Raw genomic sequence first — 25703 nt, forward strand, 5'->3', positions numbered from 1 at the left:
CGTACAACCATCTCGTTGCATCGCACAACCAGATGGCGGTTACTCGGGTTTCAGGCTTCCGTCGAGGAGGCCGTCGATCCCGGTGGCGACCAGGCCGGCGCTGATCTCCCGTACGGCTCTGGCGGTGTCCTGTAGCGCGAGCAGGCGCGCGAACGCCTCGCCGTAGCGGCGTTGCTCCTCGATCGGCAGTCTGGGCAGCGCCGCCCGCCGCGGGTCCAGCCGCACCGACGAGCCGGGGCGGCTGCTCGCCGCGCTCTCGGCGCGCAGGCAACCGGCCAGGAAGTACGGGTCGAGGCGCTCGGGGTCGGTGCGGAAGAGCAGCAGCTGCGGGCCGAGCACGGCTCCCGCCTGCGTCATCACCCGCGGCACCGAGCCGCCGGCCACCAGCAAGGAGGCCACCACGTCGCCCTCCTCGACGCGGACCAGCCCGGGAGCCTCGCCGGTGCGGCCGGTGGGCTCCCGGTCGAGCAGCAGGTCCTTGGCCGTCAGGAGGGGGAGCACCCCGTCGTCGGGGATCCTCAGCGGCCCCTGCATGACGGTGACGACTCCGGCGCGGGTCAGCTCGCCGAGGGTGGTCATCGCGAGATCGCGGCGTGGACTCGCCACGATCCGGGGAAGGGTGAGGTGCTCCACCGTCGCCGACAGGCGCTCACTCATCGCGATATATCCGGAAGTGGGCTCTTGCGTCACGACTCGGCGGCTCGTCGGGGTGCGCCGCTGGAGGCCGGGGCCGCGCCGGGGAAGAGGCTGACGATCGCGCGCAGCACGCCCGCCCGCAACAGGTTGCCGCGCACCCGCCGGCCGGGCCGCCGACCGGCCGCCACGCCCGGCATCATGATCACGACCAGCCCGCCCGGCCGTACGTGCGCCAGGCAGTGCTGCACCCACGCCAGCTCCGACTCGCCACGCGGCGGCAGCCCGAACTCCCAGCGCGGGTCACTGGTCAGCTCGTCGTATCCCCAGCCGCGTTCGTTGAACGGCGGATTGCACACCACGGCGTCGAACTGCTCGCCCGCGAAGGCGTCGGCGCGCAGGGAGTCGCCCACCTCGATCCGCGTATCGAACCCGTGCAGGCGCAGCCGGATGCTCGCGAGCCGGGCGGTGTTCTCGTTCAGCTCCTGCCCGGACACCCGGCTGCCCGGGCAGCAAGGTCAAGGTCGGTACGCCCATCGTCCTGACCTGCACGAAGGACGCCTGACGCGGGCTCAGCCCATGGTCCTGGCGCCGTCCAGCGACTCACGGATGATGTCGGCGTGCCCGGCGTGCTGGGCGGTCTCGGCGACGATGTGCATCAGCACCCGCCGGGCCGACCACCGCGCGCCCGCCTCGAACCACGGGGCGTCGGGCAGCGGGTGGCTCACGCCGAGGTCGGGCAGGGCGGCGACCACCTCGTCGGTCCTGCGGGCCACCTCGGCGTACTCGTCCAGCACGCCGGCCAGGGTCTCCTCGGGCAGCAGCCGGAATCCGTCGGTCCACCGCGCCCGGTCGGCCTCGGTCATCTCGGCGAAGTCGGGCCTCCCCGACGGCCCCTCCAGGATGAAGTCCACCCAGTTCCGCTCAACCTCGGTGACGTGCTTGACCAGGCCGCCCAGGCACAGCTCGCTGGCGGTGGTCCGCTGCCTGGCCTGCTCGTCGGTGAGGTCGCGGGTGGTGAAGCGGAGGAAGTGCCGGTGCTTGGCGAGCGCCTCCAGCAGGTCGGCGCGCTCGTCCGTGATCAGCTCTTCGATGGTCATGGTGATGCCTTCCGTTCGTGTTGCCCGGTCAAGGACAACTCTGTCGGCAATCGCGGTCAGCTTCCGGCCTCAATCGGTCTTGTGTGTCGTTGTGCACGCCGGGGCTGATCTGTGTGGTTGTACGCAGAACGCCAGGTCGCGGCTGCCTAGATTGAGGGTCGTCCGGAGAGATCGCTCCGGAGGTTCTCCTCACAGTCAGGGATGGATGGTCATGTCGAAGCTTCGTAGCCTTCTCGCCGGTACGGTTCTGGCCGGCGCCGTGGTGGCCGGTGTCGCGGCTGCTCCGGCCCAGGCGGCCACCGCGAGTGCGACGACGGCGTCGTCGTACGCCAAGCACTGGTTCGAGGGCTACTCCGGTTACGGCCGCGGGGAGTCGAGCGGTCACCGTTCGTACTACAAGGGCTTCTACTATGCCGCGAACGGCCGCTACTACTTCGACGTGGACGTGTGGGACCGTGACCGTGACCGGGAGAACACCTACGTGGACTTCTGGTACCACGACGACCGCGGCTGGCACCAGGGCCGCCGGCTGGTGACCGGCGGGCACGGCACGTTCCGGTTCAGCTACAGCGCCCGCGGTGGGTTCGACGGCTACAAGTTCCGCATCGGCGAGGGCCTCGTGGGTCACTACGACTGGAGCGACTACGGCCGGCGCTCCTGGTGACCCACCCCACTGTTAGTTAGCGTAACTAACAGGTCTATTGTCGCTCCCATGCAATGGGATGAACCGGTCGAAACGCCTCAGGGCGTTCCTGACCGTTCTCGCAGCGCGGGCCGGCCGTGAGCCACCGCACCCGCGAGGCGGAGGCCGCCGCATGACCCGCGCCGAGCGTGTCGGTCCCCACTACAAGTGGATCGCGCTGTCCAACACCACGCTCGGCGTGCTGATCGCCACGATGGACGCCTCCATCGTGATCATCTCCCTGCCCGCGATCTTCCGCGGCATCGGGCTCGACCCGCTCGCGCCCGGCAACATCGGTTATCTGCTCTGGATGATCCTCGGCTACCTGCTGGTCTCGGCCGTGCTCGTCGTCGTCCTCGGCCGGCTCGGCGACATGTTCGGCCGGGTCAGGATCTACAACCTCGGCTTTCTCGTCTTCGCCTGCGCGTCGGTCGCGCTGTCGCTCGACCCGTTCAGCTCGGGTGCGGGAGCGTTGTGGCTGATCCTGTGGCGGATCGTCCAGGCGTTCGGCGGGTCCATGCTCACGGCCAACTCGGCCGCCATCCTCACCGACGCGTTCCCGCCCCGCCAGCGTGGCATGGCGCTCGGCATCAACCAGATCACCGCGCTCGCCGGTCAGTTCCTCGGCCTGCTCGCGGGCGGGTTGCTGGCCGTCATCGACTGGCGGGCGGTGTTCTGGGTCAGCGTGCCGATCAGCGTGGTGGGCACGATCTGGTCGTACCGGAGCCTGCGCGAGACGGCGTCCGGGCGGCGCGGCCGGATCGACTGGCTGGGCAACGTCACGTTCGCCGCCGGAGCGGGCATCCTGCTGGCCGGCATCACGTACGGCATCCAGCCGTACGGCGGCGCCGCCACCGGCTGGGGCAACCCCACGGTGCTCGCCGGGCTCATCGGCGGAGTCGTCCTGCTGGCGCTGTTCTGCCTGATCGAGACCAGGGTCAAGGAGCCGATGTTCCGGCTCTCGCTGTTCCGGGTCCAGGCGTTCGCGATGGGCAATCTCGCGGCGCTGCTGACCGCGATCGCACGCGGCGGCCTGCAGTTCATGCTGATCATCTGGTTGCAGGGCGTCTGGTTGCCCCTGCACGGCTACGCCTTCGAGGACACGCCCCTGTGGGCCGGCATCTTCATGCTGCCGTTGACCGCCGGGTTCCTCGTCGCCGGGCCGATCTCGGGGTACCTGTCCGACCGGTTCGGCGCCCGGCTGTTCTCCACGACCGGGCTGATCGTGATGGCGGGGGCGTTCGTCGGCCTGCTGCTGGTGCCGGTGAACTTCTCCTATCCGGTGTTCGCGCTGTTGCTGCTGCTCAGCGGCCTCGGGCAGGGCATGTTCTCCTCGCCCAACACCTCGTCGATCATGGGCAGCGTGCCGGCGGAGTACCGCGGGGTGGCCTCGGGCATGCGCTCCACGTTCCAGAACTCCGGCACGGCCCTGTCCATCGGCGTGTTCTTCTCGCTGATGATCTCCGGGCTGGCCTCGTCGCTGCCGCCGGCGCTGAGCAGCGGCCTCCAGGCGAACGGCGTTCCCGCGGCCACCGCGCACCAGCTGGCGTCGCTGCCGCCGGTGAGCACGCTCTTCGCCACCTTCCTCGGTGAGAACCCCATCCGGCACCTGCTCGGCCCCACGCTCTCCCACCTGTCGGCCGTGCGGCGCGACGCGCTGACCGGCTTCGGCTTCTTCCCCGGCCTGGTCTCCGAGCCGTTCCACCACGGTCTGGCGATCGTGTTCGGCGTGGCCACGGCCATGGCCCTGATCTCCGCGGCGGCCTCGGCGCTGCGGGGACGTCACCAGCGGGCGGACGAGCCGCCCCGCCCTGCCCCGAAAGGACGACAATGGCGAAAAGCGCCCTCCTCGTGATGGACGTGCAGCGGGTCATCGTCGAGAGGTACGGCGACGACCCCGGCTACCTGCCGAGGCTGCGCCGGGCGATCGACGCGGCCCGCGCCGCCGGGATCCCGGTGATCTACGTGGTGGTCGGGTTCCGTAAGGGCTACCCGGAGGTCAGCGCGCGCAACAAGGCGTTCGGCCAGATCGCCGCGCAGGCCGCGACCGGCGGCGGGTTCGCCGACGAGCGGGCCACGGAGGTCCACCCCGACGTTGCTCCCCGCCCTGAGGACGTGGTCGTCACGAAGAAGCGCGTCAGCGCCTTCGCCGGCAGCGACCTCGACATGGTGCTGCGCGCCGCCGGCATCGACTCGCTGGTGCTGACCGGGATCGCGACCAGCGGCGTGGTGCTGTCGACGCTGCGCCAGGCCGCCGACCTCGACTTCACCCTGACCGTGCTGGAGGACGGCTGCCTGGACGGCGACGCCGAGGTGCACCGCGTGCTCACCGAGAAGGTGTTTCCCCGGCAGGCGGACGTCGTCACGATCGACGAATGGATCAAGACCCTCACCACATAAGTCGTACTCTTGGCCCATATAGAGCGACAAGGGGAGTATGTGTGAGTTTCAGCCACCTGTCCCATGTGGAGTGCGGCCGGTGCGGGGCGCGGCATGACAGCGAGCGCCCGCAGAACCTCTGCGTGAAGTGCGGCTCGCCGCTGCTGGCCCGCTACGACCTGGAGGCCGTCCGGTCCTCCGTACGGCCCGAGGAGATCGCGGGACGCGCGCCCGACCTGTGGCGCTACCACGAGCTCCTCCCGGTGCGCAGCCCCGAGTCGGTGGTCACCCTCGGCGAGGGGATGACCCCGCTGCTCCCCATGGCGAGGTACGGCGCCCGCATCGGCCTGCCGCGCCTGCTGATGAAGGACGAGGGGCTGATCCCGACCGGCTCCTTCAAGGCACGCGGCGCCGCGGTCGGCGTGTCGCGCGCGGCCGAGCTCGGCGTCGAACGCCTGGCGATGCCGACCAACGGCAACGCGGGGGCCGCCTGGGCGCTCTACGGCGCGCGGGCGGGCCTGGCCGCCACGGTCGTCATGCCGGTGGACGCCCCCGAGATCACCCGGCGGGAGTGCGTGGCGTCGGGCACGGACCTCTACCTGGTCGACGGCCTGATCAGTGACGCCGGGCGGATCGTCGGCGAGCTGGTCGCGGCCTCCGGCGGCCGGGTCTTCGACGCCTCGACGCTGAAGGAGCCGTACCGCATCGAGGGCAAGAAGACCATGGGCATCGAGATCGCCGAGCAGCTGGGCTGGCGCACGCCCGACGTGATCCTCTATCCGACCGGCGGGGGAGTGGGCCTGATCGGCATCCACAAGGCCCTGGCCGAGCTGCGCGAGCTGGGCTGGCTCTCGGGTCCGTCGCCGCGGCTGGTCGCGGTGCAGGCCGAGGGGTGCGCGCCGATCGTGCGCGCGTTCGAGCAGGGGGAGCGGGAGAGCAGCTACTGGGAGGGCGCGAACACCGTGGCGTTCGGCATCAACGTCCCGAAGCCGCTCGGCGACTTCCTCATCCTGGAGGCGCTGGCCGAGACGTCGGGCACCGCGGTGACGGTCACCGACGAGGAACTGCTGGCCGAGCTGCGGCAGGTCGCGGCCTTGGAGGGGACGTACGTCTGCCCGGAGGGCGCGGCCGCCTTCGCCGCCGCACGCAAGCTGCGCGAGACGGGCTGGATCGCCGAGAACGAAGAGGTCGTCGTGCTGAACACGGGAGCCGGCGTGAAGTACCCGCAGACGGTCCCCGTGGACGCGCCCGTGCTCGCGGTGGACGCCCACCTCGTCTGACCGGCTAGTGGTAGGCCAGGTTCACGGCCAGAGCGGCCACCGCCAGGGAGAAGAACACGGCCCACATCCCGAGGTGGTGGTCGCGGACCCGCACGTGAGCACCGAACGCCACGACGAAGTACAGCACCAGACCGGCGGCGGCGAGCGCCCCCAGCACCGGCACGGCGAACCCGGCCAGCAGCCCCAAGGAGCCCGCCGCCATCAGCGTGCCGAACGGAAGCGTCCACGATCGCGGTATGCGCATCTTGTCCGCCTGCCGCTTGGGATAGTCGTGGCCGATCAGGTTGGCGAGGGCCGCCATCCCGATGACCGCCGAGGCGAGGATGGTGACCGTGACGTAGACCGCGAACACGCAAGCCCTCCTTGTCCGTGGGACCTACGTCATAGACGGCGGCAACGCCCCAGGACGTGACATGCCGCTCCATGCCAAGTGGCCGGCATCAGGAGGCGGTACGTGGACGCGTGTCCGATCTGTCGGTTATTGAGGAATCGATCAGCATCCTGCAGGACCCACCGGACGGGAAGGACAGCGTGAACATGGACATCGACCCGCAGAAGATGGCCCGCTACGTCGAGGAGCTCGGCAAGCTCGGGGAGCTGCCCGACGGCGGCATGACCCGCTTCCAGTACGACGCCGCCTGGGCGCAGGCCCAGGACCTCGTCGCCCGATGGATGCGCGAGGCCGGGCTGCGGGTGCGCCGCGACGCCGTGGGCAACGTCTTCGGCCGCCTGCCCGGCGCCGACGACAGCAGCACGATCCTCACCGGCAGCCACATCGACACGGTTCCCGAAGGCGGCAAGTACGACGGCGCGCTCGGCGTGCTGGCCGGCCTGGCGGCGCTCGAAGCCCTGGCCGCCAGGGGCGAGCGGCCCAGGACGTCGCTCGAGGTCGTCTCGTTGTGCGAGGAGGAGAGCAGCCGCTACCAGGCCAACTTCTTCGGCTCCCGGGCCATGCTCGGCCTCGTCGGCCCCGACGAGCCGGCCACGCTCAAGGACGCCGACGGCGTGTCGATGGCCGAGGCGATGACCGCGGTCGGCCTCGACCCCTCGGCCGTGGCCACCGCCAAGAGGGACGACATCGCCGCGTTCGTCGAGCTGCACATCGAGCAGGGCAAGGTCCTCGAAACCGCGGGCACGGACGTCGGCGTCGTCGAGGTCATCACCGGACTGGTCTGGGAAGAGGTCGTCGTCACCGGACGCCAGGACCACGCCGGCGGCACCCCGATGGACGCACGCCTGGACGCCGTGCAGGCCGCCGCCGAGATCAGCACCGCGATCACCCGGCACGTTGCCGAGGCGGACAAGGCCGGCCGGGTGACCTTCGGCCGCTGGGACGTACGTCCCGGCTGGCCGAGCATCGTCCCCGGTGAGGTCGTCTTCTCCATGGACCTGCGCCACACCGTCGCCGAGGACCTGAGGGCCCGCGCCGACGAGGCCCACCGGATCGCCGCGACCATCGCGGCCGGCCGCGGCGTCGAGGTCACCTTCGAACGGCTCAAGGACGAGACCCCGACCGTCATGGACGCGCGCCTGCGCGAGGTGCTCACCCAGGCCGCGGCCGACCGCGGGGCGACCTCCATGGACCTGCCCAGCGGGGCCGGCCACGACAGCCAGCTCATGGGCGAGCACGTCCCGACCGCGATGCTCTTCGTCCCCAGCGTCGAGGGCCGCTCCCACTGCAAGGAGGAGTACACCCGCCCGGAAGACTGCGTACGCGGCGCCTCCGTCCTGGCCACGGCCCTGCACCGGCTGGCCTTCTGACACGTCGCACTGCCCCCATGGCATCAACAACCCGGACAAACGAACAGTGCGTGTCGCCTCGACCCACGAACCCGACGGCGCTAGAAAGGGGGATCAAGGCCAGGACCTGGGGAAATGTCATCCAACGCGCCCAGGAACGTCAATGATCACCCATCGTCGTCAAGGGTGTCCTAGGCCCGTACTCAGCTAGAGCTCGGGGGAGCACCACGTACACCTACCGGGTGACCAACACGGGCAACGTGACGCTGACCGACGTGACCGCCGCGGACACGGAGTTCACGGGGAACGGGGACCAGCCTGTCGCCGGGTGCCCGAGGGATTCGCTGGCGCCGGGTGGGACGGTCGAGTGCACGGCGACGTACACGCTGGTCCAGGCCGACATCGACCAGGGCAGCGTGGTCAACACGGCGACGGCCACGGGCACCACGTCGGCCGGTCAGACGACGACGTCCGCACCGTCGGAGGCGGCCGTCACCGGCCCCGCCGTCGGCGGCCTGACGCTGACGAAGAGCGCTGAGCCGGAGACGGTGAGCGAGGCGGGGCAGACCGTCACGTACACGTTCACCGCGACGAACACGGGCGTCACGACCCTGTCGGGTCTGACCGTCCTCGAGACCGCCTTCTCCGGTACGGGTGGTTCGCTTCAGGTGAGCTGCTCCCCCACCACTCTGGCGCCGACCGCATCAGCGACCTGTACGGCGACGCCGTACGAGGTCACGCAGGAGGACATCGACAGCGGCGCCCTGACCAACACCGCGGTCGCGATCGCCGACTCGCCCACGGAACCGGCCGGGGTGACCTCCGCGCCGGCGACGGCCACGGTGGAGACGAACCCGGCCGCGGGGCTGCGGCTGGAGAAGCTCGCCTCTCCGGACACGGTCGCCGCCGCCGGAGAGGACGTCGACTACACGTACGTCCTCACCAACACCGGCACGGTCACGATCAACAACCCCGCCATCGAGGACAGCCGCTTCGGCCCGCCGGGGCCCGGCTGCTCCGCCGAGCGGATCCGTCCGGGTCAGACCATCCAGTGCACCGCCTCCTACACCGTCACCGCCGACGACGTCACCGCCGGTTCGGTCACCAACACGGCGACCGCGTACGGCATTCGTGCGGACACGGGGCAGCAGGTCGAGTCGGACGAGGCGCAGGAGACCGTGCCGGTGCTCGCCTCCTCGCCGGCGCTGGCCAAGAGCGTCTTTCCGGCGAAGGTCACCCTTCCCGGGCAGCAGGTCGTCTACAGGTTCGAGGTGGAGAACACGGGCGGGACCACGCTGTCCGACGTGGCCATCGACGAGAGCCGGTTCACCGGGAGCGGCGGGCCGCTGGACGTGCACTGTCCGCGCAGGCCGCTGGCGCCGGGTACGTCGATGACGTGCGTCGCGTACTACACGGTCACGGCGGCGGACCTGCGGGCGGGCGGCATCGACAACACCGCCACGGCGACCGCCGAAGGGGGTGTGCGGTCCGCCTCGGCGACCGCGCGCGTGGTCGCCGAGGCGGCGCCGAACTCGCCGAAAGGACGGGCTGCACCTGAAGAAGCGGGGCAACGTCCGCGACGTCGACCGGAACGGGCGGGTGAACGCCGGCGACACCGTCGTCTGGCAGATCATGGCCCACAACACCGGACGCACCCCGCTGGAGAACCTGACGGTGAGCGACCCCGCGTTCGGCGAGGTCACCTGCCCGGCGACGACGCTCGCCCCGGGCGCCCGGACGATCTGCACCACGGCGCCGTACACGATCACCAGGAAGGACGCGAAGAAGGGGAAGATCGTGAACGTGGCGACCGTCTCCGCGACCGGCACTGATGGCAGGACGGTCACCTCGCGGGTCCGCGCCAAGGTCGCCGTCCGCCCTCCGCACCGGCACGCGCCGAGGAGGTAGCGCCTCTCACCGGTGGGCGCGGAAGAACTCGATGATGTCGTGCGCGAGGAGCTCCGGCTCCTCGTGGGCGGCGAAGTGCCCGCCGCGCGGCATGCGGGTGTACCTGGTGATGTTGTGGGTGCGTTCGGCCCAGCTGCGCGGCGGGAGGGTGAGGTCGGCGGGGAACAGCGCGAGCGCGGTGGGGACGTCCACCCGCTCGACGCGCCTGGTCAGCCCCTGCGCGTACTCGTAGTACGGCCTGAAGGAGGTCGAGACGGTCCGGGTGAACCAGTAGAGCGACGCCTGGGTCAGGACGAAGTCGTCGCTGAAGCGGGACGACAGGTCGCCTCCGCAGTCGCTCCACGCGCGGTACTTCTCGACGATCCAGGCGAGCAGCCCGGCCGGTGAGTCGGACAGGCCGTAGCTCAAGGTGAGGGGGCGGGTGCTCTGCTCGTGCTGGTAGCCGCCCTCCTCCTTGCTCCACGTCGCGACGGAGTCGAGGTGGTCCCGTTCCTCCTGGGTGAGGCTCTCCGGGTCGTACGCGGCCGGGCCGGCGACCGCCAGCAGGTGGATGCCGGCCAGCGACTCCGGGTGGGCCTCGGCGAGCCGTGAGGCGATGCCGGCGCCCAGGTCGCCTCCGTGGGCGGCGTACCGGTCGAAGCCGAGCTCGTCGTGCATGAGGCGGTGCCAGAGCTCGTGGGTCTGCGGCGACTCGGTGAGCGAGGGCCGCTGCGGGGAGAAGGCGTAGCCGGGCAGCGAGGGCACGATCACCGTGAACGCGTCGGCGGGGTCGCCCCCGTGGCGCGACGGACGGGCGAGCCGGTCGGCGAGACCCGTCAGTTCGAGGAACGAACTGGGCCACCCGTGGGTCAGGACGATCGGCAGCGCGCCGGGGTGTTCGGCGTCGAAGCGCAGGTAGTGGACGGGTGTCCCGTCGATGTCGGCGAAACGGGACGGCAGGGCGTTGACGGCCGTCTCGTGCTCGCGCCAGTCGTAGCCGGAGGCCCAGTACGCGACCAGGCGGCGCAGCTCGCCGATCTCGGCGCCGGCGTCCCATCCGCTCATGGGCCAGGCGGTCGGCCAGCGGGTGGCGCGCAGCCGCGACCGCAGCTCGTTCAGCTCTTCGTCAGGTACCGCGATCACGGGTCTCCTCGGGGTGTGTGCGTGGCCGGGCCGAGAGTCTGGACGATCGCGGCCCGGGTCGCCTCGCGCGGCTCGGGCTCGGCCGCCAGCAGGGCGTGCATGATCATGCCTTCGAGCAGGGCGTCCAGGCGCGCGGCGGTGCCGGGGCCGGTGAAGCGGGCGAGGACGGCCCGGCTCTCCCACGTCCACGCCTGCGTCAGGACCCGCAGATCGGGGTTGCGCAGCGCCGCGAGGTGCAGCTCGAAGCCGAGGACCGCGCTGCGGTGCCGCGCCGGGCCCCCGTGGACCAGATCGACCAGGACCTCGACGAACTGCTCGTGCGTCTCCACGTCCTCGAAGAGCTTCTCGAACGTCGCGGACTGCAGCTCGACATACCGGGCGAACGCCTGCGCCTGCAGGTCGGCCAGGCTCGCGAAGTGATAGGTGACCGACCCGAGCGGCACGTCGGCGCGGGCGGCAATGGTGCGGTGCGTCGTCCCGGCCGTCCCGTGCTCCGCCATGACGTCCAGGGCGGCGTCCAGGATGCGCGTCCTGCGGTCGGGATCGTACCGCCGGGCCCGCCGCGCGCCGGTCCGTGCCATACGTACAAATGTACACGAGTTAGGAACAAACGTACGCATCCCGGTGACGTCGCGGCCGGCATCGGGCGGCGCCTGGTCGCGCCGACCGTATGCCGACAAGATCGATGGTCTTGACAATAAAAATTGTCGGTCCTATCGTTGCAGACGCGTCCGACGGAAACATCGGGATGTGGGCGAGACGATGTTCTCGCTCGCCGGACAGCGTCCTTCGTGGCAGCCGCGAGTGACGATCGCGACGTGTTTCACGCGTGAGAGCTGTCTCCTTCCGCACACGGGATTGATGGGAGCACGACATGAGGATCACCTTGGCGACGTTCCAGTCGCTGGACGGGGTCATCCAGGCACCGGGAACACCCCTGGAGGACACCAGCGATGGGTTCGAACACGGCGGCTGGCAGTTCCCCTACGCCGACGCGGACCTGGAGACCTACGGCAGCAAGTGGTTCGCCGAGGCGGACGGATTCCTCCTGGGCCGGAGGACCTACGAGATCTTCGCGAACTACTGGCCGACCGTCACCGACGAGAACAACCTGATCGCCGCACGCCTCAACGCCCTGCCCAAGTACGTCGTCTCGGCGACCCTGAACAGCGTCGAATGGCACAACACGACGCTCATCACGTCCGATGTCCTCGAAAAGATCGCCGAGCTCAAAGCCCGTCCCGGCCGGGAGCTCCAGATCCACGGCAGCGGCGTTCTCGCCCGGTCGCTGCTGGATCACGGCCTGATCGACGAGCTCCGCCTGTGGACCTACCCCGTCGTGCTCGGCACGGGCAAGCGACTGCTTGAGCCGGGTCGCACGGCCACGGCACTGCGCCTGGTCGAGTCGAAGGCGACCAGCAGCGGCTGCGTGCTCAGCGTCTACCAGCCGGCGGGCAGGCCGACGTACGGCGACTTCACCAAGGGCACCGCCACGCCTTGACGCGGGCGCATGCTCGCCTGGACCGCCGCCAGGCCGAGCACCCAGGCGAGCGGTTTCCTCACCGACCGGCTCCCGCGCCCGTCCCACCGAAGCTGCCCGTCTCACCGAAGCTGCCCGTCCGTCCTGGCCGAGGTCCTTGTGGGGAGAGGGCGAGCGATCTGCTGAGCAGGGCCGCCATGAGCACGGCGGCCAGCACCAGGCCCAGGTTCGGCCAGGCGAAGGCGCCGCGTACCACGTAGCTGAAGATCGAGACCGTGATGACGCCCGCCGACCAGCCGAAAGCGAAGATCAGCCCGGCGTGGGCGTATCGGCGCGGCAGCGCCGCGGCCGCCGCGAGGAACACGGCCACGGCCACATCGGGCCACAGGAACATGTTGGCCGGCCGATGGGCCCCGTCGACGGCCAGGTACACGGCCATGATCAGACTCATGACGGCGGCGACGCCTCGGGCCATGGTGACGACGTTCACGGCAGGCTTCCTCTCCTCACGGGAGGCCGCCGAGGGCGGCCTGCTCTCACCGGATGAGTGTGCGGGCGCGGTCACGTGGCCGGAAGCGAGCAGGCTCTCGTCCGCGGGCGTGCCACCCGCATGCCGGTGGTGCGGCTAGCCGCACCTTCAGGCGTTCAGGTAGCGCAGCACGGCCAGCACGCGCCGGTGGTCGTCGGGCCGCGGGGGCAGGCCCAGCTTGGCGAAGATGCTGGTGCAGTGCTTCTCCACGGTGCGTTCCGCGATGACGAGCCGCTCGGCGATGGCCTGGTTGGTACGGCCCTCCGCCATCAGCGCCAGCACGGCCCGTTCCCGGTCGGTCAGGGCGTGCAGGGAGTCGTCCTCGTTCACGTGCCGCCCCACGAGCTGGTCCACGACGATCGGGTCGAACGCCGAGCCGCCCCTGCCGACCTGGCGTACCGCCGCGGCGAACTCGGCCAGGTCCGACACCCGGTCCTTGAGCAGGTAACCGAGCCCGCGGGCGCCGCCGCCGAGCAGCTCCACCGTGTAGCTGACGCGTACGTACTGCGACAGGACCAGGACGCCCGTGGACGGGTGGGCACGGCGGATCTCCTGGGCGGCGCGCAACCCCTCGTCGGTCCGCGTGGGCGGCAGGCGGATGTCCACCACCGCCACGTCCGGCCGCCGCGCCGCCACCTCCTTCAGCAGCGCCGACGCGTCCTCCACCGTCGCGACGACCTCGAACCCCGCCTCGCCGAGCAGCCGCGCGAGGCCCTCCCGCAGCAGCGTGTTGTCCTCCGCGATCACTACGCGCACGGCAGCGTCGCCTCGATCCTGGTGCCCTGACCGGGCAGGCTGTGCACGTGCAGGCTCCCGCCGTTCGTCTCGACGCGCCCGGCGAGCCCACGCAGGCCCGACCCGCGTCCGGGGTCGGCTCCCCCGCGCCCGTTGTCGCTGACCTCCACCGACAGCCGTCCGCCGGCCCGGCTGATGCTGACCGACGCCTGGTCGGCCGCGGCGTGCTTGGCGAGGTTCGCCAGCGCCTCCGCCACCACGTAGTAGGCGGTGGTCTCCACCTCCACCGGCAGCTCGCCGGGGACGTCGGACGAGACCGCCACCGGCACCGGCGCCACGGCGGCCAGCTCGTGCACCGCGCCCACCAGGCCGCGCTCGGTGAGGATCGGCGGGTGGATGCCCTGGGCGAGCGCGCGTACCTCGTCGAGGGCGGCGAAGGCGGTCTGTCTGGCCTCGCCGATCAGCGGACGCACCCGCTCGGGCCCGGACGTCAGCGCGGCCTCGGCCAGGCTGAGCGTCAGCGGGATCGCCAGCAACCGCTGCTGGACGCCGTCGTGCAGGTCACGCTCCAGCCGGCGGCGCTCCGTCTCGGCGGCGCGCACCACCTGGGCGCGGGAGTCGGCGAGCTGACGCAGCCGCGCCCGCAGCTGGGCGGTCAGGCGCTCGTTCTCCAGGGCGAGTGACGCGGCGGCGCACGCCGCCTCGATCAGCTCGGGGTTCTCCAGCAGGGCCGGATCATGAGCGAGTACGGCGAGCGGGCCGTCCCTGTCGACCTGCGTCACCACCTGACCGGGGGCCGGCGCCAGGGGACGTCCGTCGACGTCGAGGAACCCCTTCGACTCCGGCACCCAGTACCCCACCCGCAGCGTCGGGTCGTGCAGCGTCTCGGCCAGCGCGGTCTGGAGCGTGGCCGGGTGCGGCTCCCCCCTCAGCCGCACCACCAGCCCGGCGACCCCGCTCTTGTCCATCCGCCGCCGCACCAGGCTCCAGAGGAACGCCAGCCCGACCGCGGCGAAGGCCGTCTGGACGGCCAGGGCGAGCACGGGAGCGGAACCGCCCGCCACCGCCACCGGCTTCCACACCACGAACAGCGCCGTCGCCACCACCGCGGCCACCAGCACCGGTGTCAGCAGGCGGCGCCGGGCCACGCTGCTCCCGCGCAGCCGCAACACCTGCAGGACGATCACGCTCACGCCGACGAACACGAGCGCCGGGGTCCCCACGCCGCTGATCACCTCGCTCGCCCGCGGCCCGGCGAGGTGCCGCAGGCCCATGACCACCACGCACACGTAACCCAGGGCAACCACCGCCCGGGACACCCGGCTCCCCAGCCTGCCGCCGGGAAAAGCCAGGACAAGGTGGGCCAGCAGCGCCGGCCAGGCCCCCACGGTCACCGCGGCGACCTCACGGGGAACGGGCAGCGGTAACTGGTAGAGCGTCCACAGCACGCCCTCCGCCGCCAGCAGGAATCCGAGCCGGCCGGACCGCGACCGCCACGCCACCAGACCCGCGACGACGAAGCCGACTCCGGCGACGATCGACACCAGCACGGCGGCGATCCACAAAGACCGGGCGTACGGGTCAAGGGCGTCGATCAGCGATCGTCCTCTCTCGGAGAGCTGCCTGCCTCAAGACTACGCGGGCCCCCTACACCTCGCCCGGCGATGATCAGGCCCGTGGTGAGGACACCCACGAAGGCGCCGAGGAACGGGACGCCGCTCAGGTCACCGTCGTGGTCGCGCGGCCAGCGCCCGCGGTTCACCGCCTCCCGCAGCGTGTCGCGAACGATGGCCCGCAGGCCGGGCATGCCGATTCCTTCGATGCGCCGCCGATCGAGTCGAGATCCATGGTCATCGATCCGCGACCTTCACGGAAGAGCCCTACCGCACATTCACCTGGACCTCGTCGAGGGCGTCCCCACGCCCAACGCCCACCACCTGCGTTTCCGCGTGCGCTCATAGCCGTCCGGGCGACCGGGGCCGACCCTGGCGGCGGGCCCGGAAGAGCAGGTGCAGCACCCGGTCGCCCTGGACCACCACGTGCGGGTCCTCCAGCAGGTGCTGGGCGTCGACGGATCCGAAGTACCGCTTGCCCGAGCCGAAGACGACCGGCACGACGTCCATCGCCACCTCGTCCACCAGGCCGAGCGCGAACGCCTGCCCGCCGACGTCGCCCGCAGCCACCGCGACGTCGCGCTCACCGGCGAGCTCCTTGGCCTTCGCGACCGCCCCCGCCACGTCGTCGACGAAGTGGTACGACGCCTCCGGGTGCCACCCTTCGGGCTTGGGGCGGTGCGACACCACGACGACGTGCTCGCCCGTCGGCGGCTTGCCCGCCCAGCCGTTGGTCATGTCGAACAGGTGGCGCCCGATCACCATCGCCCCGATCTTGTCCCACATCGGCTGGACGTACTCGGCGGAGGCCCGCGACACCTTTCCCTGGCCGAGCGGGACGTCGCCGTTGACGTACCAGTCGAACAGCGGGCCGACCTGATCCTGCGCGTCGGCGATGTAGCCGTCCACCGACACGACGTTGTGCATGATCACGGTGCTCATCACATCTCCTGGGGGTTGCGAGGCTTGCTTCACTGACGCGTCGAGCGGAGAGGACCGGGATCGACATCCCGCCCGGAGAAATCTCCGGAGGACCGGCACGCGGAGGTGACCTGCTCGACCGCTTGGTCGCGACGGCAAATCCCGAACAGTGGTGATATGTCGGTCAGATGGTCGCTTAGGGCATGATCAGCGGGGAATCGGGAAATAACCCTCTTCTCCTTGGGGACCGGCCATGTCTGTTGTGCGTACCGGAACGATGCGTCTGCCCGCCGCCGACCCGCCCGCCGCCAGTCCGCTGCCGCTCCTGCGCGGCACCCGGGCCAGGCGCGGGGTGGTCGGTGCCGATGAGGAAATGACGGCACAGATCGCGTACGGCCAGCCGTACTCGCTGCTGCCGTACACGGCGCAGGACGGCTACAGCCGCACGCGCACCGAGCGGGACCTGCCGGTGGTGGTGCTGGAGAACGAGGTGCTGACCGCGACCTTCCTGCCCGCGTACGGCGGGCGGCTCTGGTCGCTCGTCCACCGCCCGTCGGGCCGGGAGCTGCTGCACCGCAACCCGATTCTGCAGCCGGCGAACCTGGCGCTGCGCGACGCGTGGCTGGCCGGCGGCGTGGAGTGGAACGTCGGCGCGACCGGTCACTGGCCGCTGACCTGCTCGCCCCTGCACGCCGTACGGCTCACGCGGGCCGACGGGACGCCGATGCTCCGCATGTACGAGTTCGAGCGGATGCGGCGGCTGGTGGTGCGGATCGACGCCTGGCTGCCCGCGGAGTCGCCGGTCATGTTCGTCGAGGTCACCCTGCACAACCTGGCCGCGGAGCCGGTGCCCGCCTACTGGTGGTCGAACATCGCCGTCCCGGAAGCGGCCGGGGTGCGGGTGCTGGCGCCGGCCACCCGGGCCTACCACTACGACTACACCGCCGTGCTCCGGCCGGAAGACTTCCCGATGCGCGACGGGCGCGACCGCAGCTACACCGACACGGCGACGAAGGCGGCGGACTACTTCTTCGAGATCCCGGCGGGTGAGCGGCGGTGGATCGCCGCCGTCGACTCCTCGGGCAGCGGGCTCGTCCAGGTCTCGACGGACCGGTTGCGCGGCCGCAAGCTGTTCCACTGGGGGACCGGATCGGGCGGCCGCCGCTGGCAGGAGTGGCTGAGCGGCCCCTCGTCCCGCTATCTGGAGATCCAGGCGGGGCTGGCCAGGACGCAGCTGGAGCACGTGCCGATCCCGGGCGGCGCGACGTGGAGCTGGGTGGAGGCCTACGGCCTGCTGGAGGTGGACCCCGCGGCGGCCCACGGGCCGTGGGACAAGGCCGTCCGCGCCGCCACGGCAGCCGTCGACCGGCTGATCCCACGGGAAGCGCTCCTTCCGTCCGGCCCTTCGCACGCGCCGGAGGTGCTGAGCCGGGGGTCGGGGTGGGGCGCGCTGGAGGTCGCGGACGCCCTGCCGGAGCTGGACTTCGGCGAGATCGGCGACGAGCAGCGCCCGTGGCGGGAGCTCCTGGAGACCGGGCGGCTGCCCGAGTGCGACCCGCCCGCCGCCCCCGTCACGGACGGTCCCTGGCGCGACCTTCTCGAACGGCACCCGGCGGACTGGCACGCCCGCTACCACCTGGGCCTGGTCCGGTACGCCGACGGCGACCGGGAGGGGGCCGAGCGGGCGTGGCGGGAGTCCCTGGAGCGCCGCCGTACGCCCTGGGCCCTGCGCTGCCTGGCGGAGAGCGCCCGGCTGGCGGGTTCGGGATCGGGCGCCGACCTGCTGGTGGAGGCGCACGCCCTGGCGCCGGCCGTCGTCGCGCTCACCGTCGAGACCCTGCGCGCCCTGCTGGCCGACGGCCGCGCCGCCGAGGCGCTGGCCCTGATCGACCGGCTCCGGCCCGACGACCGGGCGCTCGGACTGATCCAGATGATCGAGGCCGAGGCCGCCCTCGCGGCGGGCGACCTGGACCGGGCAGGAGCACTCATCGAGCAGGGCATCACGGTGCACAACCTGCGCGAGGGGGAGGGCTCCCTGGACGAGCTCTGGTTCCGCTACCAGGAGCTACGCCACCCGGACACCGACCCCGACCAGGTCCGGCGCGAGCACCCCCTGCCCGCGACGTACGACTTCCGCATGCGCTGAGAAAAGGAACCACGTGGAATCTGCTCGGCCACCGGTGCGAGTGCCACACCACGCGCGGGCGGGTGTCGCGTGATCGAGGAGCTCCTCCCCGGCACGGTGGTGGCGGTGGAGGCGTTCGGTGACGTGGCGGACGCGTGGCTGTTCCCCGAGGAGGAGGCGCTGGTCTCCGGGGCGGTGGCCCGGCGGCGCAGCGAGTTCGCCACCGTGCGCGCCTGCGCCAGGGCCGCGCTGGGCAGGCTGGGCGTGCCGCCGGTGCCGATCCTGCGTGGGGCGCGCGGCGCGCCCGTCTGGCCGCCGGGCGTCGTCGGCAGCATGAGCCACTGTGACGGGTACCGGGTCTGCGCCGTCGCGCGTGCCGCCGACCTGTGGACGATCGGCGTGGACGCCGAGCCCCATGAACCGCTCCCGCCGGGCGTTCTCGATGCGGTGTCCGATCCGGCGGAGCGGGCGTGGATCGACCGGCTGGCCGCCGGCGAGCCGGAGGTGTGCTGGGACCGGCTGTTGTTCAGCGCCAAGGAGTCGGTTTACAAGGCGTGGTTCCCGCTGACCGGCCGCTGGCTGGACTTCTCCGACGCCCGCCTGACCGTGGACCCGCGGCGGCGGACGTTCACCGCGGTCCTGGCGCCCGGGGGCGTCGTCACCGGGTTCACGGGCCGCTGGCTGGTGCGTGAGGGGCTCGTCCTGACGGCGATAGCCGTCGGTGCCAGTGAGAGACCGTCCCGATAAGTGTAGAAATGGTTATCACTTTGCACTTATTCTGACGGGGCATGGCGGTGGAGCTGGCGCTGGCGGACGTGACGGTGGAGATCACCTTGGCCCGGCTCGCGGACGCGGTCAGGCGGCGCAGGACCGCGGGGAACGAAGCGGCACGCGCACTGCCGGTGGAGATCGAACGCCGTGCTGACCCGTCGGCGCCGTTCCCGCTGATGCCGCTCCAGCAGGAGTACTTCGTCGGGCAGCACGACGGCTGGGAGCTGTCGTACGAGTCGGCGCACTTCTACGCGGACTTCGTGCTCGCCGGCCTGGACGGCGAGGAGGCCGCGGAGGCGTTGGAGGACGCGCTGGCGCGGCTGGCCCTGCACCAGCCGATGTTGCGGGCCAGGATCACGCCGCAGGGAGAGCAATATGTCCTGGCCCCCGACATGCCGGGCGCGATCCCCCGGCCCCGGGTGTACGACCTGCGCGAAGCGGGCCCGCAGGAGGGCGCATCTGCTGGCCGTCCGGCACGAGATGCGCAGCACCGGGCCGAACCCGCTCGACGGGCCTGGCCTGGACATCCGGCTCAGCCTCCTGCCGGAAGGGCGCGGGCGGTTGCACACGGGCGAGAGCTCTTCCGCATGTCCCATAGCACGTGATCACAGATCACTGGAGATGTGGGTCCGGCCGGCAGGTGCTCACACGCCGGCCGTCACTGTCATGAGCCGCCGTGCGTGAAGGCGAGCGCGGGCGGCGCCCGGCGGCTGTCGTCCGCGGCTTTGCTGGGCGTGGGCGGCGCGTCCGGCGGTGACGATGCGCTCCATCTGGGCGAAGAGTGCCGGCGGCGGGAAGGCGACGCGGCCCATGCCCTCGTCGGCGCTGTTGACCGGTCGTTCTCATCGGGCCGCGGGTGACGTTCTTCCGTGGCCGTGGAAACTTACGATGCCGGCCACGTAAATTCGTGATCAGCTTTATGTGGCTGGCCACGCGATGGTGGCCAGGCTGGTCGCGTTGCCCTGAGCTGCGGCGATGCCGCCACACGGAGAGGAACCACCATGGCCCTGTGCACACCCGATGACACGGCGCTCCTGCTTATCGATCACCAGCTCGGCACCATGAGCTGGATACGCTCAGCCGACCGGGGTTCGCGTGGTCGGGCACGACATCGGCGGCATGGTCGCCTTCGCCTACGCCCGCCGCCATCCGCGGGAGGTCGCGCGGCTCGCGCTTGTCGAGCTGGCTCTGCCCGGCTTCGGGCTGGAAGGCGCGATGAACGCCGCCACGGGCGGCTCCTTCCACTTCGGCCTGTTCATGACACCCGAAGTGCCGGAACTACTCCTGGACGGGACCGAGCCCGCCTTCCTGACCTGGTGGTTCAACCGGCTGGCGCACGTCACCGCCGCGTTCCCCCCGGAGGAGATCGCCGCCATCACCGCCTCCTACACCGGACGGGAGGCCCTGCGCGCGGGCTTCGGCCACTGCCGCACCCTGCTACAGGACGGGCGGGTCAACCGAGCCTGGGCCGAGATCGGGGCCCACCTGCCGATGCCGGTGCTGGCCGTCGGCGGTGAGCACAATGTGGGCACCCGGCTGGCCGAGGCCCTGCGCCCGATCGCGCCGCACCTGTCCGCTGCGGTCATCAAGGACAGCGGGCACTTCGTCCCTGACGAACGTCCCGAAGAACTCGCCCGGGATCTGATCTCTTTCCTGGATTGAGGGAGAACTCTCATGAGCGTTCCGTATCTGGCCCAGCCCGAACAGCAGCAGAAGCTGGAATGGCTGGGCGGCAGCACCTTCTCCGTCCTGCTGGACGCCGCCGCCACTGGCGGGCAAGTCACCGTCGGACGGTTCGACGCCCCCAAGGGGGAGGCTCCGCCGTTCCACATGCACACCCGGGAAGACGAAGTCTTCATGCTGATCAAGGGCAGGGCCCTGGTCTGGGTCGGCGAGGAGGAGCTGGAGCTGTCCGAGGGCGGCATCGTCTACCTGCCCCGCAACATCCCGCACGGCTACCGCGTCACCTCCGAGCGGGCCGACCTGCTGCTGATCGCCACGCCCGCCGGCATCGAGGACATGTTCCGCCAGGGCGGACGCGACCTGTCCACCCCCAGGCCCGAGGGCTTCGAGATCCCCGAGGAGGTCCTGGCCGCGGCGGCCGACGCTCACGGCCAGATCATCGTCGGCCCGCCCCGATGAACCCGCCAGTCGAGTCCAGGATGCGGCCAGGCCCACCAGCCGGAGCCGGCCCACCCCCTGGCCTGAGGACCTCGCACAACGCGGAATCCCGTCCGATCCCAGGCGGGCCTTGCCCTGCGCCAGGACCTTGGACCGCAGCCGGGAGGTGTGCTCGTGGCGCAGGGCGTCCTCCCCGGACACGGTGCGGTCGGCAAGCGGGCGGCCATGACCGCCGCTACTTACGGTTGGCCAGTTTCACCGCGGCGAAGACCACGCCGAAGATCAGCACGACGCCCACTACCAGCAGGATGAGCAGTTCGGGCACTCCCAGGTTCATGAGGGCTCTCCTTCGGTCGACATGATCCGCGATCCGCTCGAATGATCGCAGGCGTCCGCCGGGCGCACACCCTTTAGCTCATTTAGCGCGTGGTGCCCTCGGTCCCTGCCGCGGCGTCAAGGTCGCGAGCCTTGGTCTACTCGGCGCCGCTGAGACGGCGCTGCGCCAGTTCCGTGGCGGCCTGGGCCGGGGTGACGTGCCGGTGTCCGGCCGCGGCGAGGAGGTCGGCGACGGTGTGCTCGATGGCCTCGACGCGTTCGCGGGCCTCGTCAGGGGTCCCCTTGTGCAGCTCGATGGTGAGCGCGTTGACGACTCCGCCCGCGCTCGCCACGTAGTCGGGCACCCAGACGATGCCGCGCCGGTGCAGCAGGTCGCCGGCGGCCTCGGTGGAGAGCTGGTTGTTGGCCGGCCCCGCGATGGCGGCGCAGCGCAGACGCGGCACGACCTCCTCGGTGAGGACACCGCCGAGCGCGGCGGGGACGAGGATGTCGACGTCCGCGGTGAGGGCCTGCTCGGGCGAGACCCAGGTGGCGCCGAGCTCGTCGCTCGCCGCCCGTTTGGTGGTGTCGATGTCGCTGACCAGGAGCTCGGCGCCCTCGTCGGCGAGCAGGCGCGCCAGCCGCAGGCCGACGCTGCCGAGCCCCACCACCGACAGGCGCGTGCCGGCGAGCGTCCGCGAGCCGTGGAGGCGCCGGTGTACCGCGCGCAGGGCCGCCAGCGTGCCGAGCGCGGTGGCGGGCGAGGAGTCGCCGCTGCCGCCGTGCTGCGCGGGCTTGCAGAAGACATGAGGGGTACGTTCGCCGATGACCGCCATGTCCTCTGGCGTCGTCCCGACGTCCGGACCGGTCGCGTACGCCCCGTCCAGTGCCGCGATCGTGTCGGCGACGTCGTCCAGCACCGCGCGACGCAGGGCCGCGTCCAGCTCGACGCCCTGGGGCACGGCGACGACGGTCTTGCCGCCGCCGTTCGCCAGCCCGGCCACGGCGCACTTGGCGGTCATGGCGGCCGACAGGCGCAACGCGTCGGCGAGGCCGTCCCGCCAGTCGGCGTAGTGCCAGAGCCGGCACCCGCCGACCGCCTGGCCGAGCGTGGTCGAATGCACGGCGACGATGACCGGCAGACCGGAGCGCGCTCCCGTACGGATCAGAACCTGTTCGTGGCGGAGGGTGGACATGCCGAACCTTTCTTTCCGTGCGAGCGGTGTCGTCCGGTAAGCATCGGACAGTCGGCCGCATGAAAGGTCGCCGATCGTACGAACGATCGGAATCAACCCCCGAATCGCCGTACACGGATGAACATGGTTCGGTGATCGTCCGCCTTATCCGGACAGATGAGCGGCCGCCGCCGAACCCGTTCTCATCCGGCTGATCCGGTACTCGCGGGGCGACGAGCCGGTCACCCGCCGGAACGCGTTGCTCAACGCGCTCTCCGAGCCGTAGCCGACCTCGCGGGCGATCATCGCCAACGTCTCGTCGCCGCGGCGCAGGCGCTCGATGGCCAGCTCGATCCGCCAGCCGGTCAGGTATTCCAGCGGGCCCCGCCCGACGGCCTGCTTGAACCGGGCGGCGAGCGTCGACCGCGACACCGCCGCGACGTCCGCGAGCTGGGCGACCGTCCAGGGGTGGGCCGGTCGGGCGTGCAGGGCCTGCAGAGCCGGGGCCACGACCGGGTCGGTGAGCCCGCCCAGCCAGCCGGTCGCCGCGCCCGGCCCGGCGACCGTCAGGTGCAGGCGCAGTACGTGGATCAGCATGACCAGGGCGAGATGCTCGGTGACCAGCGTCGAGGCGAGCGGCCGGTCACGCAGCTCGGCGTCGATCTGATCGAGCACCCACCGCACGATCGCGGCCTCGGCGGTGCGGCCGGGCACGTGGATCACCGGCGGCAGCACGTCGAGCAGCAACTCCTGCGCCCGCTCGCCGAAGTCGAACCGGCCGCCGATGAACACCGTGTCGTCGCCGGCCCCGACCCGGGCCACGCCATGGGCCTTCCCCCTGGCCGCCGCGAAGAACGGTTCGGCCGGGATCGGCCGCACCCCGGGACCGCTGGCCAGGGTGAAGGCCCGTGGCTGGGTGAGCAGGAAGCAGTCGCCCTCGTCCATCTTGATCGGCTCGGGCACGCCGTCGACGGTGAGCAGGCAGTGGCCGCGGCGCACCGCGTTGAACTTGACCGCCTCCGGCGGCCGGAACGACAGCGCCCACTCGCCGCCGGCGACCAGCCCGATGGACAGCTGGCTGGTCGTGCCGACGAGGGTGAGGACGTCTTGCAGGGGATCGGCTTGGACGCTCACGAAACTATGTTGGACCATCGGCCATTCTCAGTCCAGCTCCTGCCGCTTAGCGTTGCATCCGGCAGATCTAACGAATGCGAATCCTGGAGCACTTTCATGACTACCGTGATGCTCGTCCACGGCGCCTGGCACGGGCCGGACTGCTGGGCGAAGCTCAAGCCCGAGTTGCACGCCCTCGGCTACGACACGCGTACCCCGGCGCTGCCCAGCTCCGGCGAACAGCCCACCGCCGGCATGCACGACGACGCCGCCGTGCTGGCCGCCGAACTGGCGTCGATCGACGGCCCGGTCGTGCTGGTCGGCCACTCGTACGCGGGCATCCCGGTCACCGAGGCCGCCGCCGGAGCCGGCAACGTCGAGCGGCTGATCTACCTGGCCGCGTACATGCCGGACAGGGGACAGTCGATGTACGACATCCACGGCGTGCCTGAGCCCGAAGACATGAGTGGACTGTTCCCGCTCATCGACGACCCGCGTAACTCGCTCTACGGCGACCTGCCCGACGACGAGGCCGAGCAGTTGGTGAGCAAGCTGGTCGAGCAGACCGTCCGATCGTTCGCGGAGAAGGTCGACGCGGCCGCCTGGCGGGACATCCCGTCCACTTACATCGTCGCCGAGCAGGACAAGGCCATCCCGCCCGCGCTGCAGGAGCAGATGGCGGCCCACGCCACCGAGATCCGCCGGATCCCCAGCGGCCACTCCTCGTTCCTGTCGCAGCCGCGCCAGTTGGCCGCCCTCATCGACGAGATCGTACGCACGGCCTGATACGCCGACCCGCGGCCCAAGAGGGTCACCCCGGTCTTCGTGTCATCCCTGGTCCCAGGTGACGGGCAGGCGGTGAACGCCGTAGATCTGCGTGGGGTCTGTACGCAACTGCACCTCTTCGTCCGGTATGGCGAGCCGCAGCGTGGGGAATCGGGTGAGCAGCGCGGGGAGGGCGACGCGCATCTCGACGCGGGCGAGCTGCTGGCCCAGGCACTGGTGCACGCCATGGCCGAAGGCCAGGTGCCCGGCGGCCGAGCGGCGCAGGTCGAGCAGGTCGGGCTCGGAGAACTTGGCCGGGTCCCTGTTGGCGGCGTTGATCGCGATGATGACCGTGTCGCCCGCCTTGACCCGCACGCCGTCGAGGTCGACGTCCTCCAGCACGCCGCGCAGCCCGGTGGCGGCGATGGACAGGTAGCGCAGCAGTTCCTCCACGGCGCCGTCGGCCAGGCCGGGGTCGTCGCGCAGGGCGGCGAGCTGCGCCGGGTTGCGCAGCAGGGCGAAGGTGCCGAGCGCGAGCATGTTGGCTGTGGTGTCGAGGCCGGCGCCGAGCAGGAAGGCGGCCACGCCGCCGAGCTCCTCGTCGGTCAGGTCGCCGCCCGCGGCCAGGTCGCTGAGCAGGTCGTCGGTCGGCTTGGCACGCTTGGCGAGCGCGAGTTCCCGCAGATACTTTGCGAGCTCGATGAACCCGGCGTACTGCGCCTCAGGCTCCCCGGCCTCCGAGAGGCTTCGCGCGGAGGCCTGGAACTGGTCGCGGTCCGCGTACGGCACGCCGAGCAGCTCGCAGATCATCAGGGCGGGGACGGGCTGGGCGAAGACCTCGACGAGGTCGGCGGGCGGCCCCTGCCGCTCCATCGCGTCGAGCCGTTCACGGGTGATCTCGGTGACCCGTTCGGTGAGCAGGCTCATCCTGCGGACGGTGAACTTGCCCGCCAGCATCTTGCGGACGCGGGTGTGCTGGGGCGGGTCCATGCCGGTCAGGTCGCCGACGGGGGCGGGCGGCAGGTGCCCGCCCGCCATCGGGTAGTACTGGGTCTCGTAGCGGGAGCTGAAGCGTGGGTCGGCGAGGATCCGGCGGACCAGCCCGTAGCCGGTGACCAGCCATAACCCGGGCGCGCTCGCGGGCGCGGCCAGCCGGGTGATCGGCTGCTCGGCGCGCAGCGCGGTGACCGCGGGGG

Annotated in this window: 27 protein-coding genes and 1 pseudogene; 14 read left to right on the plus strand and 14 right to left on the minus strand. The window is 71.3% G+C overall.

The features are described 5' to 3' along the window. Positions 1 to 39: 39 nt before the first annotated feature. The 3 genes from E1286_RS02335 to E1286_RS02345 form a co-directional block, all read right to left on the minus strand. The gene (locus E1286_RS02335) at positions 40 to 657 is read right to left on the minus strand and encodes a hypothetical protein (RefSeq protein ID WP_132608597.1); all 618 of its coding nucleotides are present in this window, start codon (positions 655 to 657) and stop codon (positions 40 to 42) included. A gap of 29 nt (positions 658 to 686) precedes the next feature. Further along, positions 687 to 1130 carry an HsdM family class I SAM-dependent methyltransferase gene (locus tag E1286_RS02340; RefSeq protein ID WP_132608598.1) on the minus strand — a complete coding sequence of 148 codons (444 nt, stop codon included), beginning with the start codon at positions 1128 to 1130 and terminating at the stop codon, positions 687 to 689. Between the two features lie 75 nt (positions 1131 to 1205). After that, positions 1206 to 1733, minus strand: coding sequence for a DinB family protein (locus tag E1286_RS02345; RefSeq protein WP_132608599.1), 528 nt, complete (start codon positions 1731 to 1733; stop codon positions 1206 to 1208). A gap of 211 nt (positions 1734 to 1944) precedes the next feature. Between E1286_RS02345 and E1286_RS02350 the strand changes: the two genes are divergently transcribed. The 4 genes from E1286_RS02350 to E1286_RS02365 all read left to right on the plus strand — a co-directional run bounded on the left by E1286_RS02350 (position 1945) and on the right by E1286_RS02365 (position 6074). Then, the gene (locus E1286_RS02350) at positions 1945 to 2397 is read left to right on the plus strand and encodes a hypothetical protein (RefSeq protein WP_132608600.1); all 453 of its coding nucleotides are present in this window, start codon (positions 1945 to 1947) and stop codon (positions 2395 to 2397) included. Between the two features lie 151 nt (positions 2398 to 2548). Further along, positions 2549 to 4270 (plus strand): MFS transporter, encoded by a 1722-nt coding sequence (locus tag E1286_RS02355; RefSeq protein WP_132608601.1) that lies wholly within the window; start codon positions 2549 to 2551, stop codon positions 4268 to 4270. Continuing rightward, positions 4246 to 4815 (plus strand): cysteine hydrolase family protein, encoded by a 570-nt coding sequence (locus tag E1286_RS02360; RefSeq protein ID WP_132608602.1) that lies wholly within the window; start codon positions 4246 to 4248, stop codon positions 4813 to 4815. The genes E1286_RS02355 and E1286_RS02360 overlap by 25 nt, the downstream gene beginning before the upstream one ends. Before the next feature lie 41 nt (positions 4816 to 4856). Further along, the gene (locus E1286_RS02365; protein ID WP_132608603.1) at positions 4857 to 6074 is read left to right on the plus strand and encodes a threonine synthase; all 1218 of its coding nucleotides are present in this window, start codon (positions 4857 to 4859) and stop codon (positions 6072 to 6074) included. Positions 6075 to 6078: 4 nt separating this feature from the next. Here the strand turns inward: E1286_RS02365 and E1286_RS02370 are convergent, their stop codons facing one another. Beyond that, positions 6079 to 6426: a DoxX family protein gene (locus E1286_RS02370; protein ID WP_132608604.1), complete on the minus strand. Its 348-nt coding sequence runs from the start codon at positions 6424 to 6426 to the stop codon at positions 6079 to 6081. 185 nt (positions 6427 to 6611) lie between these two features. On the opposite strand from E1286_RS02370, the gene E1286_RS02375 reads away from it, so the two are divergent. The 3 genes and pseudogenes from E1286_RS02375 (at position 6612) to E1286_RS51860 (ending at position 9722) form a co-directional block, all read left to right on the plus strand. Further along, positions 6612 to 7835: a Zn-dependent hydrolase gene (locus E1286_RS02375; protein WP_165969531.1), complete on the plus strand. Its 1224-nt coding sequence runs from the start codon at positions 6612 to 6614 to the stop codon at positions 7833 to 7835. A gap of 152 nt (positions 7836 to 7987) precedes the next feature. Further along, a pseudogene (locus tag E1286_RS02380) lies at positions 7988 to 9277 on the plus strand (DUF7507 domain-containing protein); the annotation flags it as partial. 136 nt (positions 9278 to 9413) lie between these two features. Beyond that, positions 9414 to 9722, plus strand: coding sequence for a DUF7507 domain-containing protein (locus tag E1286_RS51860; RefSeq protein ID WP_425464733.1), 309 nt, complete (start codon positions 9414 to 9416; stop codon positions 9720 to 9722). 6 nt (positions 9723 to 9728) lie between these two features. On the opposite strand, the gene E1286_RS02385 is transcribed toward E1286_RS51860, so the two are convergent. Next, the gene (locus E1286_RS02385) at positions 9729 to 10844 is read right to left on the minus strand and encodes an epoxide hydrolase family protein (RefSeq protein ID WP_132608607.1); all 1116 of its coding nucleotides are present in this window, start codon (positions 10842 to 10844) and stop codon (positions 9729 to 9731) included. Beyond that, entirely contained in the window at positions 10841 to 11425 is a 585-nt protein-coding gene (locus E1286_RS02390; RefSeq protein ID WP_132608608.1) for a TetR/AcrR family transcriptional regulator, read from the minus strand. Before E1286_RS02390 ends, E1286_RS02385 begins: the two co-directional genes overlap by 4 nt. 293 nt (positions 11426 to 11718) lie before the next feature. Here E1286_RS02390 and E1286_RS02395 point away from each other — a divergent pair, with 293 nt between their 5' ends. Next, on the plus strand, positions 11719 to 12345 hold the full coding sequence (locus E1286_RS02395; protein WP_132608609.1) for a dihydrofolate reductase family protein: 627 nt from the start codon (positions 11719 to 11721) through the stop codon (positions 12343 to 12345). 58 nt (positions 12346 to 12403) lie between these two features. Here E1286_RS02395 and E1286_RS02400 read toward each other — a convergent pair whose 3' ends face one another. From E1286_RS02400 to E1286_RS02420, 5 genes are all read right to left on the minus strand, one after another. Continuing rightward, entirely contained in the window at positions 12404 to 12814 is a 411-nt protein-coding gene (locus E1286_RS02400) for a hypothetical protein (protein ID WP_132608610.1), read from the minus strand. A 147-nt stretch (positions 12815 to 12961) separates the two neighbouring features. Then, entirely contained in the window at positions 12962 to 13609 is a 648-nt protein-coding gene (locus E1286_RS02405; RefSeq protein ID WP_132608611.1) for a response regulator transcription factor, read from the minus strand. Continuing rightward, on the minus strand, positions 13600 to 15153 hold the full coding sequence (locus E1286_RS02410; RefSeq protein WP_132608612.1) for a sensor histidine kinase: 1554 nt from the start codon (positions 15151 to 15153) through the stop codon (positions 13600 to 13602). The genes E1286_RS02405 and E1286_RS02410 overlap by 10 nt, the downstream gene beginning before the upstream one ends. A gap of 29 nt (positions 15154 to 15182) precedes the next feature. Continuing rightward, positions 15183 to 15395 carry a hypothetical protein gene (locus tag E1286_RS02415; RefSeq protein ID WP_132608613.1) on the minus strand — a complete coding sequence of 71 codons (213 nt, stop codon included), beginning with the start codon at positions 15393 to 15395 and terminating at the stop codon, positions 15183 to 15185. Between the two features lie 148 nt (positions 15396 to 15543). Next, on the minus strand, positions 15544 to 16143 hold the full coding sequence (locus E1286_RS02420; RefSeq protein ID WP_132608614.1) for a dihydrofolate reductase family protein: 600 nt from the start codon (positions 16141 to 16143) through the stop codon (positions 15544 to 15546). Between the two features lie 232 nt (positions 16144 to 16375). On the opposite strand from E1286_RS02420, the gene E1286_RS02425 reads away from it, so the two are divergent. The 5 genes from E1286_RS02425 (at position 16376) to E1286_RS02450 (ending at position 21160) form a co-directional block, all read left to right on the plus strand. Continuing rightward, positions 16376 to 18268 carry a DUF5107 domain-containing protein gene (locus E1286_RS02425; RefSeq protein ID WP_132608615.1) on the plus strand — a complete coding sequence of 631 codons (1893 nt, stop codon included), beginning with the start codon at positions 16376 to 16378 and terminating at the stop codon, positions 18266 to 18268. Positions 18269 to 18337: 69 nt separating this feature from the next. Beyond that, positions 18338 to 18994 (plus strand): 4'-phosphopantetheinyl transferase family protein, encoded by a 657-nt coding sequence (locus E1286_RS02430; RefSeq protein WP_132608616.1) that lies wholly within the window; start codon positions 18338 to 18340, stop codon positions 18992 to 18994. Between the two features lie 41 nt (positions 18995 to 19035). After that, positions 19036 to 19623 (plus strand): hypothetical protein, encoded by a 588-nt coding sequence (locus tag E1286_RS02435; protein WP_187368103.1) that lies wholly within the window; start codon positions 19036 to 19038, stop codon positions 19621 to 19623. A gap of 490 nt (positions 19624 to 20113) precedes the next feature. Then, a complete protein-coding gene (locus E1286_RS02445) occupies positions 20114 to 20680 on the plus strand; it encodes an alpha/beta fold hydrolase (protein WP_132608618.1) in 567 nt (188 codons plus the stop codon). 12 nt (positions 20681 to 20692) lie between these two features. Beyond that, complete coding sequence (locus E1286_RS02450; protein WP_132608619.1) at positions 20693 to 21160, plus strand: cupin domain-containing protein; 468 nt, start codon at positions 20693 to 20695, stop codon at positions 21158 to 21160. 452 nt (positions 21161 to 21612) lie between these two features. On the opposite strand, the gene E1286_RS02455 is transcribed toward E1286_RS02450, so the two are convergent. Together E1286_RS02455 and E1286_RS02460 are read right to left on the minus strand one after the other, a co-directional pair. Beyond that, a complete protein-coding gene (locus E1286_RS02455) occupies positions 21613 to 22650 on the minus strand; it encodes a Glu/Leu/Phe/Val family dehydrogenase (protein WP_132608620.1) in 1038 nt (345 codons plus the stop codon). A gap of 144 nt (positions 22651 to 22794) precedes the next feature. Further along, positions 22795 to 23763, minus strand: a complete 969-nt coding sequence (locus tag E1286_RS02460) for an AraC family transcriptional regulator (RefSeq protein WP_223189458.1) — start codon at positions 23761 to 23763, stop codon at positions 22795 to 22797. 96 nt (positions 23764 to 23859) lie between these two features. On the opposite strand from E1286_RS02460, the gene E1286_RS02465 reads away from it, so the two are divergent. After that, positions 23860 to 24528 carry an alpha/beta fold hydrolase gene (locus E1286_RS02465; RefSeq protein ID WP_132608622.1) on the plus strand — a complete coding sequence of 223 codons (669 nt, stop codon included), beginning with the start codon at positions 23860 to 23862 and terminating at the stop codon, positions 24526 to 24528. 42 nt (positions 24529 to 24570) lie between these two features. Here the strand turns inward: E1286_RS02465 and E1286_RS02470 are convergent. Continuing rightward, the coding region (locus E1286_RS02470) for a cytochrome P450 (RefSeq protein ID WP_223189465.1) at positions 24571 to 25703 on the minus strand (1133 nt) is incomplete at its 5' end.

Source organism: Nonomuraea terrae, from assembly GCF_004348995.1.
In the GTDB taxonomy this organism is placed as follows: domain Bacteria; phylum Actinomycetota; class Actinomycetes; order Streptosporangiales; family Streptosporangiaceae; genus Nonomuraea; species Nonomuraea terrae.

Bases quoted from the DNA above. Each gene is read 5' to 3' on its own strand.
- E1286_RS02335 (WP_132608597.1), bottom strand. From the start codon at position 657: ATGAGTGAGCGCCTGTCGGCGACGGTGGAGCACCTCACCCTTCCCCGG.
- E1286_RS02345 (WP_132608599.1), bottom strand. From the start codon at position 1,733: ATGACCATCGAAGAGCTGATCACGGACGAGCGCGCCGACCTGCTGGAG.
- E1286_RS02350 (WP_132608600.1), top strand. From the start codon at position 1,945: ATGTCGAAGCTTCGTAGCCTTCTCGCCGGTACGGTTCTGGCCGGCGCC.
- E1286_RS02355 (WP_132608601.1), top strand. From the start codon at position 2,549: ATGACCCGCGCCGAGCGTGTCGGTCCCCACTACAAGTGGATCGCGCTG.
- E1286_RS02360 (WP_132608602.1), top strand. From the start codon at position 4,246: ATGGCGAAAAGCGCCCTCCTCGTGATGGACGTGCAGCGGGTCATCGTC.
- E1286_RS02375 (WP_165969531.1), top strand. From the start codon at position 6,612: ATGGACATCGACCCGCAGAAGATGGCCCGCTACGTCGAGGAGCTCGGC.
- E1286_RS02390 (WP_132608608.1), bottom strand. From the start codon at position 11,425: ATGGCACGGACCGGCGCGCGGCGGGCCCGGCGGTACGATCCCGACCGC.
- E1286_RS02395 (WP_132608609.1), top strand. From the start codon at position 11,719: ATGAGGATCACCTTGGCGACGTTCCAGTCGCTGGACGGGGTCATCCAG.
- E1286_RS02415 (WP_132608613.1), bottom strand. From the start codon at position 15,395: ATGCCCGGCCTGCGGGCCATCGTTCGCGACACGCTGCGGGAGGCGGTG.
- E1286_RS02420 (WP_132608614.1), bottom strand. From the start codon at position 16,143: ATGAGCACCGTGATCATGCACAACGTCGTGTCGGTGGACGGCTACATC.
- E1286_RS02425 (WP_132608615.1), top strand. From the start codon at position 16,376: ATGTCTGTTGTGCGTACCGGAACGATGCGTCTGCCCGCCGCCGACCCG.
- E1286_RS02435 (WP_187368103.1), top strand. From the start codon at position 19,036: ATGGCGGTGGAGCTGGCGCTGGCGGACGTGACGGTGGAGATCACCTTG.
- E1286_RS02450 (WP_132608619.1), top strand. From the start codon at position 20,693: ATGAGCGTTCCGTATCTGGCCCAGCCCGAACAGCAGCAGAAGCTGGAA.
- E1286_RS02455 (WP_132608620.1), bottom strand. From the start codon at position 22,650: ATGTCCACCCTCCGCCACGAACAGGTTCTGATCCGTACGGGAGCGCGC.
- E1286_RS02465 (WP_132608622.1), top strand. From the start codon at position 23,860: ATGACTACCGTGATGCTCGTCCACGGCGCCTGGCACGGGCCGGACTGC.